This window comes from Amycolatopsis solani (assembly GCF_033441515.1).
Classification (GTDB): Bacteria; Actinomycetota; Actinomycetes; order Mycobacteriales; family Pseudonocardiaceae; genus Amycolatopsis; species Amycolatopsis solani.
On the sequence record NZ_JAWQJT010000001.1, the window covers coordinates 4,215,058 to 4,228,203 of the forward strand.

Consider the following 13,146-nt stretch of genomic DNA (forward strand, 5'->3'; position numbering starts at 1 on the left):
GGCCCTACGCGGTGAGCTTCGGGATGATCTGCGAGCCGTAGGACGCCAGCGTCGCCTCGCGGTCGTCGTGCATCAGGTACAGCGAGAACTGGTTCACGCCGAGCTCCGCCAGCTCCTGCAGCCGCTCCACGTGGGACGACGCCGGGCCCAGCAGGCAGAACCGGTCGACGATCTCGTCCGGGACGAACTCCGTCGACGGGTTGCCCGCCTTGCCGTGGTGGCTGTAGTCGTAGCCCTCCCGCTCGCGGATGTAGTCGGTCAGCTCCTTGGGCACCGCGCCCGAAGACCCGTACCGCGCCACCAGGTCCGCGACGTGGTTGCCGACCATCCCGCCGAACCAGCGCAGCTGTTCGCGCTGGTGCGCCAGGTCGTCGCCGACGTACGCCGGGGCCGCGACGCAGATCGTGATGCCGCCGGGGTCGCGGCCGGCCGCCCGCGCTGCGTCGCGCACCGCGCCGATCGTCCAGCGCGCGATCGCCGGGTCCGCGCACTGGAGGATGAAGCCGTCGGCGTGCTCGCCGACCGTCTTCAGCGCCTTCGGCCCGTACCCGGCCATCCACATTTCCAGGCGCCCGTTGCGGATCCACGGGATCCGCACGGTCGTCTCGTTCATTTCCACCGCACGACCTTCGGCGAGGTCCTTGACCACGCGCATGCAGTCGCGGACGGTGGCCAAAGTGGACGGTGGCTTCCCGACCACGCGGTGCGCCGAGTCGCCGCGGCCGATGCCGCAGACCGTCCGGTTGCCGTACATGTCGTTGAGCGTGGCGAACGTCGACGCCATCACCGACCAGTCCCGGGTGCCGGGGCTGGTCACCATCGGCCCGACGACCATCGACGACGTCGCCGCGAGGATCGCCGAGTAGATGACGAACGGTTCCTGCCACAGCACGCAGGAGTCGAACGTCCAGCCGTAGCGGAACCCGGCGTCCTCGGCGTCCTTCATCAGCCGTACGACGTCCCGCGCGGGCGGGTCCGTCTGCAGCACGATCCCGAAGTCCATCGCTACCTCAGTTCAGGTATTGGTTCAGCGCACGGGACAGGAACTTGCCGTGCGAGGTCGACCCGGTGAACCCGTCGGGCGACACGACCACGCGCCCCCGTGACAGCACCGTGTGCACGCGGCCGGTGATCTCGAGCCCCTCGTACGCCGAGTAGTCGACGTTCATGTGGTGCGTCGAAGCCGACAACGTCTGCGTCGCCGAGGGGTCGTAGATCACGATGTCCGCGTCGGAACCCGCCGCGACGACTCCCTTCTTCGGGTACAGCCCGAACATCCGCGCCGGCGTGGCCGAGCACGTCTCGACCCAGCGTCCGAGCGTCAGCTCACCCGCGACGACGCCCTGGTGCAGCAGGTCCATCCGGTGCTCGACACCCGGTATCCCGTTCGGGATGGCCCGGAAGTCGCCCCGGCCCAGCTCTTTCTGGTCCTTGAAGCAGAACGGGCAGTGGTCGGTGGACACCACGGACAGGTCGTTCGTCCGCAGCCCGCGCCACAGGTCGGCCTGGTGCGACTTCTCCCGCAGCGGCGGCGAAGCGACGTACTTCGCGCCCTCGAAGTCCGGCTTCGCCAAGTCCTCAATGGACAAGTAGAGGTACTGCGGGCACGTCTCGGCGAAGACGTTCTGCCCGTCGTTGCGTGCCTCCGCGACCGCCGCAAGCGCTTGCGACGCCGACAGGTGCACGATGTACAGCGGCGAACCGGTGACCTTCGCGAGCTGGATCGCCCGTGACGTCGCTTCGCCCTCCAGCTCCGGCGGCCGGGTGAGACCGTGCTGCACGGGGTCGACGTTGCCGGCGGCGAACGCCTGCGCCGCCAGCTGGTCGATCGCGATGCCGTTTTCCGCGTGCATCATGATCGTAGCGCCGATTTCCCGCGCTTTCTGCATCGCCAGCAGGATTTCCCCGTCCGTGGAGTAGAACACCCCCGGATAGGCCATGAACATCTTGAAGCTGCCGATGCCGGCGTCGACGCAGGCTTCCATCTCCTTCAGCGACTGGTCGTTGACGTCGGAGACGATCATGTGGAAGCCGTAGTCGATCGCGCAGTTGCCGTCGGCCTTCGCGTGCCACTTGTCCATGGTGGACAGCAGCGACGTGCCCTTGGCCTGCACGGCGAAGTCGATGATCGTCGTCGTGCCGCCCCAGGCGGCCGCGGTGGTGCCGGTCGAGAACGAGTCGACGGAGTGCGTGCCGCCGAACGGCATCTCCATGTGCGTGTGCGCGTCGATGCCGCCGGGCAGCACGTACTTGCCGGTGGCGTCGATCGTCTCGTCGCCCTGCAGCGTCCCGGGCGCCCCGACGGCGGCGATGGTTTCGCCGTCGACGAGGACGTCCGCGAGCAGCGCGCCCGACGGCGAAACGACCTGACCGCCCTGGATGAGCGTGGTCATCAGGCCTCCGTGAGCGGTCCGTAGGTGTCCGGGCGGCGGTCGCGGTAGAACGCCCACAGGTCCCGGACCTCGTCGAGCTGCGCCATGTCGAGGTCGCGCACGACGACCTCGTCCTCGGTGTCGGACGCGGCGTCGCCGATCAGCTGGCCGCGCGGGTCGGCGAAGTACGTCTGGCCGTAGAAGTCGTTGTCGCCCAGCGGTTCCTTGCCGACGCGGTTGATCGCACCGACGAAGTACTCGTTGGCCACCGCGGCCGCCGGCTGCTCCAGCTTCCACAGGTACTGCGACAGGCCGCGGCTGGTCGCCGACGGGTTGAACACGATCTTCGCCCCGGCCAGGCCCAGCGCGCGCCAGCCCTCCGGGAAGTGCCGCTCGTAGCAGATGTAGACGCCGATGCGGCCCACGGCGGTGTCGAACACCGGGTAGCCCAGGTTCCCGGGCCGGAAGTAGAACTTCTCCCAGAACCCCTTGACCTGCGGGATGTGGTTCTTGCGGTGCTTGCCGAGGTACGTGCCGTCGGCGTCGATCACCGCGGCGGTGTTGTAGTACACGCCGGGCTGCTCGACCTCGTACATCGGCACGACCAGCACGACGCCGTGGCGCTCGGCCACCTCCTGCATGAGCTTGGTCGTCGGGCCGTCCGGGATGCCTTCGGTGTAGGAGTAGTAGTCGGTGTCCTGCACCTGGCAGAAGTACGGCCCGTAGAACAGCTCCTGCAGGCAGACGACCTGGGCGCCCTGCGAGGCGGCGGTGGCGATGTGGTCGACCGCCGCCTTGATCATGGACTCCTTGTCACCCGTCCACCGCTGCTGGATCAATCCGGCTCGGACGACGCTCACTGATCTCCTCCTTCTTCGTTGCGGGCAGGGACAGGGCGGCGAAGACGGCGAACGCGCCGACGAAGCCGACCACCCAGTTGTAGTCGTAAAGCGGCTTGAGGAACGGGATCAGCCCGGCGTCGGGGAACGGGCCAGTATTTGCGGCACTGTAGGCGCCTCCTACTGCTAGTACGGCTCCCACCAGCGTGGCGACCAGCGCGCGCCAGTTCCAGCCGCCGCTGAACCAATACACCCCATCGGGTGTGTAGAGGTCCTTCAGCTTGAGCTTGGTGCGGGCGACCACCCAGTAGCCGGCGACGAGCACCCCGGCCACCGCGCCGAGCAGGCCGCCGTAGAAGCCGAGCCAGGCGAAGATGTAGATGTTCGGGTCGGAGTAGAGCCGCCACGGCTGGATCAGGACGCCGATGACGCCGGTGATGCCGCCGCCGATCGCGAACGTGATCTTCTTCGGGAAGGCGTTCGAAAAGTCGTAGGACGGGCTGACGACGTTGGCCGCCAGGTTCGCCGAAATCGTCGCCAGCACCAGCGCGACCAGGGCGACGACGACCACGATCGGGCTCGAGAACTTGTCCGCCAGCTGCGCCGGGTCCCAGATGTCCTCGCCGTAGAGGACGTGCCCGCCCGACGTCGTCAGAATGGCCACGATCGCGATGAACGTCATCGTCGTCGGCAGGCCGAGGATCTGGCCGCGGACCTGCTTGCGCTGGCTGCCGCCGAAGCGGGTGAAGTCCGGCATGTTGAGCGAGAGCGTCGACCAGAACGCGATCATCGCCATCAGGGACGGCGCGAACACCTTCCAGAAGTCCGGGCCCCAGCCGAGCTTGCCGCCGTCGGACAGGATCGGGCCGAGCCCGCCCGCCTTGACCAGCACGTACCCGAGCATGATCAGGAAGCCGACCGACACCAGCGGCGCCGTCCAGTTCTCGAACCGGCGGACCGCTTCCATGCCGCGCCAGATGATCAGCATCTGGCCGATCCAGAAGACCACGAAGGACAGCCACAGCGTCCAGTGCTGGCCGGCGACCACCGGCGAGTCGCGCCACCACGAGCCGAGCAGGCGCCCGAGGATGACGTAGATGGCCTCGCCGCCGACCCAGGTCTGGATGCCGAACCAGCCGCACGCGATGAACGCGCGCAGCAACGCGGCCAGGTTGGCGCCGCGCAGGCCGTAGAACGCGCGGGCGAACACCGGGAACGGGATGCCGTACTTCGTGCCGGCGTGGCTGTTGAGCAGCATCGGCGCGAGCACGATCAGGTTGCCGATGGTGATCGTGATCAGCGCCTGCACCCAGTTCATGCCGAGCGCGATCAGCGACGCGGCCAGTGCGTAGCTGGGGATGTTGTGCGCCATCCCCATCCAGAGCGCGAAGTAGTTGTAGGTGGTCCAGGTCCGCTTTGCGACGGGGACGGGGGCCAGCTCTTCGTTGAAGAACCGGCTGCCTTCGAGAGACCCGGCGTCGGCGGGGTCGAGCTCGACCCGGCCGTCGTCGTGCACGCGCTGGTCTGCGGGTGTCGGCGCCATTGCGGCATCCTGCGCGCCTGGTCATCACCGGGGCAACGGCAGAGTGTTCACTCTTCCACGGCCTGGAGTGCAGTCTGTCGATTGCGCGAACGGGCGCCGGAGTGCATGACCTGCGTCACACATCTCGCCGTCACGAACCGGCAAAGCGGGTGAAACGTCTCCACAGGATCTCCACACTTCACGCGGACGGTCTCCACCGGGGGTGCATAGGGTCGTGGCCATGGAACTGGGTGGGCGGCGGGTGCTGGTCGTCGAGGACGACGTCACGATCGCCGCGTCGATCGCGGCCCGGCTGCGGGCCGAAGGGTTCAGCGTGGACGTCGCCCACGACGGGCCGGCCGCCGTCGAAGCGGACACCGCTTCGGAGCCGGACCTCGTGGTGCTGGACGTGATGATCCCCGGGTTCGACGGCTTGGAGGTCTGCCGCCGGATCCAGGGGCGGCGGCCGGTCCCGGTGCTCATGCTGACCGCGCGGGCCGACGAGACGGACCTGCTGGTCGGGCTGGGCGTCGGCGCCGACGACTACCTCACGAAGCCGTTCTCGATGCGGGTGCTGACCGCGCGGGTGCACGCGCTGCTACGGCGGGTCGACCGCTCGGCGTCCGTCGCGGGCACCCGGATCGTGCTCGGCGACCTCGAGATCGACGTCGACCAGCGGCGCGTCGCCCGGGCCGGGGTCGCGGCGCAGCTGACGCCGATCGAGTTCGACCTGCTGGTGCACTTCGCGCGGCGGCCGCGGGCGGTGCAGCCGCGCGAACGGCTGCTGTCGGAGGTGTGGGACTGGGACGTCCACGGCACCTCGGCGGGGACGCGCGCGGTGGACAGCCACATCAAGGCGCTGCGGCGGAAGCTCGGCGCGGATCTCATCCGGACGGTGCACGGCGTCGGGTACGCGCTGGAGGCGGGATCGTGAACCTCGTGCCGCGGCCGCTGGACCGGATCCGGTCGATCAAGCTGAAGCTGGCGATCCTGATGGTCGCGTCCGGCGGGGTCGCGTTCGCGTTCTTCAGCTGGCAGATCGGCTGGTTCCCGCCGAAGACGATCTTGACCGCGGTGCTGCTGGCGCTGGTGCTGTCGCAGCTGCTGGCCCACGGGATGACGCGGCCGCTGCGGGAGATGACGGCGGCGGCGCGCGCGATGGCGAAGGGCGACTACACGCGCCGGATCCGCGCGACCACGAGGGACGAGGTGGGCTCGCTGGCTTCGGCGTTCAACCAGATGGCCGGGGACCTCGGGGACGCGGACCGGCAGCGCCGCGAGCTGATCGCGAACGTGTCGCACGAGCTGCGCACGCCGATCACGGCGTTGAACGGCGTGCTCGAGAACCTGGTCGACGGCGTCGAGGACCCGGACCCGGCGACGTTGAAGACGGCGCTGCAGCAGACCGAGCGGCTGGCGACGCTGGTGGACGAGCTGCTGGACCTGTCGCGGCTGGACGCGGGGGCGATCCCGCTGCACAAGACGTCGTTCTCGCTTTCGTCGCTGCTCGACGAGGCGGTCTCGGAGGCGGCACTGGTGCGCGGGGTGCGGTTCTCGGTGTCGGCCCCCGACGTACGGGTGACCGCGGACCGCGGCCGGCTGTTCCAGGTGGTGGCGAACCTGCTGGAGAACGCGGTCCGCCACGGCCCGGCGGGCGGTTCGGTCCGGGTGCTGGGCGAGGTCCGGCCGGGTGAGGTCCGCATCGACGTGTGCGACGAGGGCCCGGGCATCGCCCCGGCCGACCGGGTGCGGGTGTTCGAGCGCTTCACCCGCGGCGAGCGCCCGTCGGGCGGGGGAACCGGGCTGGGGCTGGCGATCGCCCGGTGGGCGGTGGAACTGCACGGCGGGACGATCGGGGTGGTCGACTCCTCGCCGGGTTCCCGGATCCGGGTGACTTTGCCGGCTGAGTAGCGCTCGCCGGATGTCTTGAATGAGTCATTCAGGGCGTTGGGGGTCCTGAATGAGTCATTCAAGACCTTGGGGGGCGCTCGGGCGGGGGTATTTGCGAACGTGAACGCGAGGAGTTGAGATGCCGAAGAGCAGTGTGGGTGGACCGGGGCAGCCGGCTGAGGGGAAGGGGGTGCCGAGGGGTAAGCGCCAAGCTGCCGCGGGTGGCGCGCCGGTCGGTCCGGCTGGGTCCGCGGCGGGCGGCGCGGGTGGAGTGGCTGCGCGTTCGGGTGGGCCTGCGGTGAGGGGTGGGGTTGGCGCGGGGCCGGCTGGGTCCGGGGTGAGTGGCGCGGGTGGGGTGGGCGCGGGGCCGGCTGGGTCCGGGGTGAGTGGTGCGGGCGGAGTGGCTGCGAGTTCGGCCGGGCCGGTGGCAAGCGGTGCGGGTGGAATGGCCGCGAGTCCTCCCTGGCCCGCGGCAAGCGGCACCGGCGGAGTCGCCGTTGCCGCTCCGCCTGTCCTCCTCCACCACCTCCCGCCACCCAAGTCCGCGACCGTCCCCCTGCCTCCGGCCGTGCTCCCCGCCGCCGGTGTCGCCGGGGTGGCCGGGGCGCTCGTCCTCCCCGTCGACCGGCCCGGCGTCGGCTGGCTGCTCGCCGGCCTGGCCGTCGCCGTCGCCGTGGGGGTCGCGAACCGAGGCCGCTTCACCGCGGGGAGCGTGAGCTGGGCCGTGCTGGCCCTCGCCCTCCTGAGCGTCGGGACCTTCCGGGCCTCGGGGTGGCTGTTCGTCCTCTGCGTGCCCGCCGCCGTCGTGGCCGGGTCGCTGGCCGTCGTCGGGGCGCGGACCGTCCACAGTGTCCTCTACGACATGGTCGCGCTGCCCCTCGAAGCCCTCCGCGCCATCCCGTGGGCCGGTCGCGGGCTCGGGCGCTTCGCCGCCCGCCGGGACGGGGTCGCCCGCCGCATCGCGCTCGCCGTGCTCGGGTCGGCGGTGCTCGTTGCCGTGTTCGTGCCGCTGCTCGCCAGTGCCGATGCCGCCTTCGCCGCCGTCGTCACCGCCGTGGTCCCCGATCTCAGCCCCGCCGTGCTCGTGCGGTGGTGCGTGGTCTTCGCCGTCGTCGCGTTGCTCGTGGCGGGAGCGTGCTACTTCGCCGCCGCACCAGCCGAAAAGGCGAGCGACGAGCGTCCGATGAGGACCAAGTACGGTCTGGAGTGGACGGTCCCGCTCGTCGTCCTCGTCCTGTTGTTCAGCGTGTTCGTCGCCGTCCGGCTGGTCGTGCTCTTCGGCGGCACGGAATACGTCCTGCGCACCAGCGGCCTGACGTCGGCGGAGTACGCCCGCGGCGGCTTCTGGCAGCTCTGCGCGGTCACCGTCCTCACGCTGGCCATCGTCACCGCGGCCCTGCGCTGGGCCCCGAACACGGCGAAGGCCGACCGGCTCCGCCAGCGCGTGCTGCTCGGCGCGCTGAGCGCGTTGAGCCTCGTGCTCGTCGGCTCGGCGCTCAGCCGCATGATCACCTACCAGCAGGCGTACGGCTTCACCGTGCTGCGGCTGCTGGTCGAGGTCTGCGAACTGTGGTTCGGCGCCGTTTTCGTCCTGGTGCTGGTGTCGCTGGTCCGGCTGCGCCCGTCGTGGCTGCCGCGGGCCGCGATCGGGACGGCCGCCGTCGCGCTGCTCGCGCTCGCCGTGCTCGACCCGGAACGGCTCATCGCCGAGGCCAACCTCGAGCGCGCCGCCGCCGGGAAGCCGCTGGACCACCACTACCTGGCCGGGTTCTCCGCCGACGTCGTGCCGGTGGTCGAGGCGCGGCTGCCGGAACCGCTGCGCACCTGCGTGCTGCGGCAGGTGCTCGCCGGCGACGCCGCGGACGGGTGGCCGGCCTGGAACCTCGCCCGCGCCTCGGCACGTGACGTACCTCTCGGGCGCTGCGGCTGAACCGGACCCGCGGGCCAGGCGTGGTTAACCACATGCGCGGAAGGCGCCGGGCCGTCGTGGGGGCGGTCCGGCGCCTTCCGCGCACTGCTCAGAACGCGAAGACGTCGTCCGAGTCGCGGTCGGCGGCGCAGCGGTTCGGGAACGTCGTGCGGAACGACACCGGCTTGCCGCGCCAGGTGCCGACCGCCGTGACGTCGACCGGGGCGTAGATCAGCGTGCACGCCTGGTGCCGCGCGTTGATCCGCGAGAAGTCGCCGCCCGCGCCGGAAAGCACCGCGCACGCCTTGTCGCGCTTCGGGTGCGTGCCGCCGGTCGGCTCGCACGTGAGCACCACCGAGCCGATCCGGTTCGCGGTGTCGTGGGTGGTCAGCTGCAGCGTCGACGCCGGCGGCTGCGCGGGCGCGAGGCAGCTCAAGCTCATCAAGCAGGCAGCGAAGGGGAGTAAGGCCATATCGGTGTCATCGGCAGCCCCGGGGCGATCACTGTGCTCCACGTCCGGGTGAGTCTTCTTCGCTCGTCCGAGTGAGGTCAGACGCCAGTAGGGCGACGTAGAGCGAGAGCATCGACTCCGGGTCCTCCAGCCGGACGCCGAGGACCTGCTCGATCCGGGCGAGCTGCTGGTAGTACGCCGTCCGCGAGGTGTGCGCGGCCGCGGCCGCCGCCGACTTGTTGCCGCCCTGCTCGCAGTAGTGCCGCAGGGCCTGGACGAGCCGGCTGCCCGAAGCGGCGTCGCGCTGCAGCAGCGGGCCCAGCTCCCGGTGCGCGAACGCCGTCACCCGCTCGTCGCCCGCCAGCAGGTGCAGCAGGCCGCGCAGGCGGACGTCGGACAGGCGGTGCAGGACGCGCTCGTCGCCCGCCCCGAGCGCGGCCGCCGCGACGTGCGCCGCCTCCTGCAGCGTCCGGTGCGCTTCGGCGGGCGACGCCACCGTCGTCCCGACCGCCAGCACGCCGGGTGCGCTGCCCCTGGCCTCGTGGACGTCGGTGGCGAGCCGGTGCAGCACGGCGTCGGCGTTCGCCTCCCGCGACAGCGCGAGCAGCGCCCGCACCCCGAGGTCGTCGGTGGCCACCAGCGCCGACACCTTCGCGCGGCGGGCCGCCAGCACCGTCGCCTCGGCCAGCTCGCGCAGCACCGGCGGCGTGGACAGCGCGGGACGGCTGCCGGCCAGCCGCGGCCGGACCGCCAGCCCGACCAGCTGCCGCCCGGTCAGCGGCACGGCGAGCGCCGAAGCCCGCGCGAGCAGCTCCGACGACGGTGCCGGCGAGGCGAGCAGTTCGGTGAGCACCGCGCGGTGGGCCTGCCGTTCGAGGCCGTCGGAGTCCTTGGCGACCAGCCGGTGCACGGCCAGCGCGGACGCCGCCCGCTCGGCGACCACCCGGTGGCGGTGCGGCGGCAGGTCGGCGCAGACGAGCACCAGCCGTCCCCAGTCGTGCCCGCGCGCGCCGACCACGGTGACCAGCCAGCCCGAACCGGGGTGGTAGCCGGTCCGCTCGCCGAGCTGCACCACCCGCGAGCGCGCCGGCCAGCCGGCGAGCAGCTCGGCCGGGTCCGTGCCGGCCGCGTCGTAGGCGAGCAGCTCGTGCGAGAGCGTCTCCAGCACCACCGGCTGCTCGGTGAGCCGGGCGACCTCGCCCAGCACGACGCCGGGTTCGGCGCCCGCGACGGTCAGCGCGGTGAACGTCTCGTGCACGCGCTCGGCGGCGCGCAGTTCGGCGACCTGGGCGTCGACGATCTGGCCGTTCACCGCCTCGGTGACGCTCACGAACCGCGTCTCGCGCGAGAGCGTGACCAGGGGCAGGCCGTGTTCTTCGGCCGCGTCGACCAGCGCGGCGGGCAGCTTGTCGCTCCAGTGCCGGACCAGTTCGATCACCACACCGGCCGCGCCGACCCCGGCCAGGTCGGCGACGTAGCGGGCCAGCGCCGGGCCGTCGTCGGGGAGCGCGACGCCGGTGGTCAGCACCAGCTCGCCGCCGCGCAGCAGGTGCGCGATGTCGGCGACTTCGGCGACGTGCGCCCAGCGCACCCGCGCGTCCAGCCCGGCCGCGCCGGCGACGACGTGCGGGCGGCCCTGGCGCAGCACCGGCAGCGCCAGCGCCTCGGCGACGGTCGGGTACATGGCTCCTCGCGGTGATCGGCAGGCACAGACTGTACGGCCGAGGGGCAACTGGCGTACACGTTGCCGATGGTGTCCGCGTGGCGCCCGCCCGGAGACTCGGGTGGACGTCCCCCGAGCGAAGGAGCGCACCGCCGTGAGCGACCGCATCAGCCACTGGATCGACGGCAAGCCGTTCACCGGGACCCCCGCGCGCAGCGGCGACGTGTTCGACCCCGCCACCGGCCAGGTCCGGGCGCAGGTCGACTTCGCGGGGGACGCCGAGGTCGAGGCCGCCGTCGCCGCGGCCAAGGCGGCGCTGCCGGGTTGGCGCGGGACGTCGCTGGCGGGGCGGACGCGGGTGCTGTTCGCCTTCCGCGAGCTGCTGTCGGCCCGCAAGCACGAGCTGGCGAAGATCATCACGAGCGAGCACGGCAAGGTCGAGTCGGACGCGGCGGGGGAGATCGCCCGCGCGATCGAGAACGTCGAGTACGCGTGCGGCGCGCCCCAGCTGCTCAAGGGCGGCTTCAGCGAGAACGCCTCCACCGGCGTCGACGTCTACTCGATCGCCCAGCCGCTCGGCGTGGTCGGCGTGATCTCGCCGTTCAACTTCCCGGCCATGGTGCCGCTGTGGTTCGTGCCCAACGCGCTGGCCTGCGGCAACACCGTCGTGCTCAAGCCGAGCGAGAAGGACCCGTCGGCGGCGGTGTTCATCGCCGAGCTGTTCGCCGAGGCCGGGCTGCCCGCGGGTGCGCTCAACGTGCTGCACGGCGACAAGGCCGCGGTCGACGGGCTGCTGGAGCACGCCGACGTCAAGGCGATCTCGTTCGTCGGGTCGACGCCGATCGCGCGGTACGTCTACGAAACCGGCACCCGGCACGGCAAGCGCGTCCAGGCGCTCGGCGGGGCCAAGAACCACATGGTCGTGCTGCCGGACGCCGACCTCGACCTCGCCGCCGACGCCGCGGTGTCGGCCGGGTTCGGCTCGGCGGGGGAGCGCTGCATGGCGGTGTCGGTGGTCGTCGCCGTCGACCCGGTCGGCGACGAACTGGTCGCGAAGATCGCCGAGCGGATCGCGCGGCTGCGCGTCGGCGACGGCCGCGACCCCGAGTCCGAGATGGGCCCGCTGGTCACGGCGACGCACCACGCGAAAGTCCAGTCCTATGTGGACGCCGGAGTGGCGGAAGGCGCGTCGCTCGTCGTGGACGGCCGCGGGATCGAGGTGCCCGGCGACGGGTTCTGGCTCGGGCCGACGCTGTTCGACCACGTCCGCCCGGAGATGTCGATCTACACCGACGAGATCTTCGGCCCGGTGCTTTCGGTGGCGCGCACGGCTTCCTACGACGACGCGCTGGACCTGATCAACGCGAACCCGTACGGCAACGGCACGGCCGTCTTCACCGGCGACGGCGCGGCCGCGCGGAAGTTCCAGAACGAGGTCGAGGTCGGCATGGTCGGCGTCAACGTGCCGATCCCGGTCCCGGTCGGCTACTACTCCTTCGGCGGCTGGAAGGACTCGCTGTTCGGCGACAGCCACGCGTACGGGCCGGAAGGCTTCCACTTCTTCACCCGGACGAAGGTCGTGACGTCGCGGTGGCCGGACCGCTCGCACGCCGGCGTCAACCTCGGGTTCCCGCGCAACTCCTGAGCTACGCGCGGGCGGCGAGCGCTTCCCGGCTCTCGTCGTCCGCGGGACGGCCGATCATCAGCCGCTGGCCGGTGTCCCGCAGCGGCACGAGCACCTCGAAGTCCACGGCGATCACCCCGGCCACGGGGTGGCGCAGCACCTTGCTCCCGCCGCCGGTGCCCCGCACGTCCCGCTCGGCCCACAGCCGCGCGAACTCCGCGTTGCCCTCGGTGCATTCGGCGATGAGCGCGGTCAGCACCGGGTCGTCCGGGTGCGCGGCCCACGCGGCGCGCAGGTGGGCGATCCCTTCGCGCACGACGCGTTCGCGGTCGACGTAGGACTCGCGGAGCTCCGGGTGCAGCAGGCACAGCCACATCGCGTTCCGCTGTGCCGGCGGCAGGGTGCCGAAGTCCAGCAGCAGCCGCGCCATCTCACCGTTCCAGGCGAGGATGTCGAAGCGGTGGTTCAGCAGCATCGCGGGCAGCGGCGACAGGTCCTCGACCAGCCGCGCGAGCGACGGCACCGCCGTGGTGGCGGGCTCGTCGGCCCCGCGCGGGCGCTGGCGGGTCAGGTCGAAGAAGTAGGCGCGCTCCTCGGCGGTCAGGCGCAACGCCCCCGACAGCGCTTCCACCACGGCCGCCGAAGGGCGCAACCCGCGTGCCTGCTCCAAGCGCACGACGTAGTCGACGCTGACCCCGGCCAGCTCGGCGACCTCTTCGCGGCGCAGTCCCGGGGTCCGCCGCGACCGGCGCACCGGCAGGCCGAAATCGTCCGGGTTCAGGCGCTCGCGCCGGGTCCGCAGGAACGCGGCCAGCTCCACGGTGGCGGTGCTCATACCGGGTCCAACCGGCAGGGTGGGACCGCTGTTCCCAGGAA

Annotated in this window: 11 protein-coding genes; 4 read left to right on the plus strand and 7 right to left on the minus strand. The window is 71.7% G+C overall.

From position 1 onward, the window contains the following. Nucleotides 1–4: 4 nt before the first annotated feature. The 4 genes from SD460_RS19495 to SD460_RS19510 are packed head-to-tail and all read right to left on the minus strand — an operon-like array spanning nt 5 to nt 4,754. A complete protein-coding gene (locus SD460_RS19495; RefSeq protein ID WP_318306475.1) occupies nt 5–1,003 on the minus strand; it encodes a TIGR03842 family LLM class F420-dependent oxidoreductase in 999 nt (332 codons plus the stop codon). Between the two features lie 7 nt (nt 1,004–1,010). Next, nucleotides 1,011–2,393, minus strand: coding sequence for a dihydropyrimidinase (gene hydA / locus SD460_RS19500; RefSeq protein WP_318306476.1), 1,383 nt, complete (start codon nt 2,391–2,393; stop codon nt 1,011–1,013). Next, the gene (locus SD460_RS19505; protein WP_290062005.1) at nt 2,393–3,175 is read right to left on the minus strand and encodes a nitrilase-related carbon-nitrogen hydrolase; all 783 of its coding nucleotides are present in this window, start codon (nt 3,173–3,175) and stop codon (nt 2,393–2,395) included. Before SD460_RS19505 ends, hydA begins: the two co-directional genes overlap by 1 nt. A 10-nt stretch (nt 3,176–3,185) precedes the next feature. Further along, complete coding sequence (locus tag SD460_RS19510) at nt 3,186–4,754, minus strand: NCS1 family nucleobase:cation symporter-1 (protein ID WP_290062001.1); 1,569 nt, start codon at nt 4,752–4,754, stop codon at nt 3,186–3,188. A 241-nt stretch (nt 4,755–4,995) separates the two neighbouring features. Between SD460_RS19510 and SD460_RS19515 the strand changes: the two genes are divergently transcribed. The 3 genes from SD460_RS19515 to SD460_RS19525 all read left to right on the plus strand — a co-directional run bounded on the left by SD460_RS19515 (nt 4,996) and on the right by SD460_RS19525 (nt 8,553). Next, nucleotides 4,996–5,667: a response regulator transcription factor gene (locus SD460_RS19515; protein WP_438860842.1), complete on the plus strand. Its 672-nt coding sequence runs from the start codon at nt 4,996–4,998 to the stop codon at nt 5,665–5,667. Continuing rightward, nucleotides 5,664–6,644, plus strand: a complete 981-nt coding sequence (locus SD460_RS19520) for a HAMP domain-containing sensor histidine kinase (protein ID WP_290061997.1) — start codon at nt 5,664–5,666, stop codon at nt 6,642–6,644. The genes SD460_RS19515 and SD460_RS19520 overlap by 4 nt, the downstream gene beginning before the upstream one ends. Nucleotides 6,645–7,191: 547 nt before the next feature. Then, nucleotides 7,192–8,553, plus strand: coding sequence for a DUF4153 domain-containing protein (locus SD460_RS19525; protein ID WP_290061996.1), 1,362 nt, complete (start codon nt 7,192–7,194; stop codon nt 8,551–8,553). Nucleotides 8,554–8,641: 88 nt separating this feature from the next. Here the strand turns inward: SD460_RS19525 and SD460_RS19530 are convergent, their stop codons facing one another. Beyond that, a complete protein-coding gene (locus SD460_RS19530) occupies nt 8,642–8,974 on the minus strand; it encodes an SSI family serine proteinase inhibitor (RefSeq protein WP_290061995.1) in 333 nt (110 codons plus the stop codon). A 58-nt stretch (nt 8,975–9,032) separates the two neighbouring features. Then, nucleotides 9,033–10,667: a PucR family transcriptional regulator gene (locus SD460_RS19535; protein WP_318306478.1), complete on the minus strand. Its 1,635-nt coding sequence runs from the start codon at nt 10,665–10,667 to the stop codon at nt 9,033–9,035. A gap of 133 nt (nt 10,668–10,800) precedes the next feature. Here SD460_RS19535 and SD460_RS19540 point away from each other — a divergent pair, with 133 nt between their 5' ends. Further along, nucleotides 10,801–12,291 carry a CoA-acylating methylmalonate-semialdehyde dehydrogenase gene (locus SD460_RS19540; protein WP_318306479.1) on the plus strand — a complete coding sequence of 497 codons (1,491 nt, stop codon included), beginning with the start codon at nt 10,801–10,803 and terminating at the stop codon, nt 12,289–12,291. A gap of 1 nt (nt 12,292) precedes the next feature. Here the strand turns inward: SD460_RS19540 and SD460_RS19545 are convergent, their stop codons facing one another. Next, entirely contained in the window at nt 12,293–13,105 is an 813-nt protein-coding gene (locus SD460_RS19545; protein WP_290061986.1) for a helix-turn-helix transcriptional regulator, read from the minus strand. Nucleotides 13,106–13,146: the final 41 nt, after the last annotated feature.

Excerpts from the sequence above, each read along its gene's own strand:
- SD460_RS19495 (WP_318306475.1), bottom strand. The coding sequence starts at position 1,003 with ATGGACTTCGGGATCGTGCTGCAGACGGACCCGCCCGCGCGGGACGTC.
- hydA (WP_318306476.1), bottom strand. The coding sequence starts at position 2,393 with ATGACCACGCTCATCCAGGGCGGTCAGGTCGTTTCGCCGTCGGGCGCG.
- SD460_RS19505 (WP_290062005.1), bottom strand. The coding sequence starts at position 3,175 with ATGATCAAGGCGGCGGTCGACCACATCGCCACCGCCGCCTCGCAGGGC.
- SD460_RS19510 (WP_290062001.1), bottom strand. The coding sequence starts at position 4,754 with ATGGCGCCGACACCCGCAGACCAGCGCGTGCACGACGACGGCCGGGTC.
- SD460_RS19530 (WP_290061995.1), bottom strand. The coding sequence starts at position 8,974 with ATGAGCTTGAGCTGCCTCGCGCCCGCGCAGCCGCCGGCGTCGACGCTG.
- SD460_RS19535 (WP_318306478.1), bottom strand. The coding sequence starts at position 10,667 with ATGTACCCGACCGTCGCCGAGGCGCTGGCGCTGCCGGTGCTGCGCCAG.
- SD460_RS19545 (WP_290061986.1), bottom strand. The coding sequence starts at position 13,105 with ATGAGCACCGCCACCGTGGAGCTGGCCGCGTTCCTGCGGACCCGGCGC.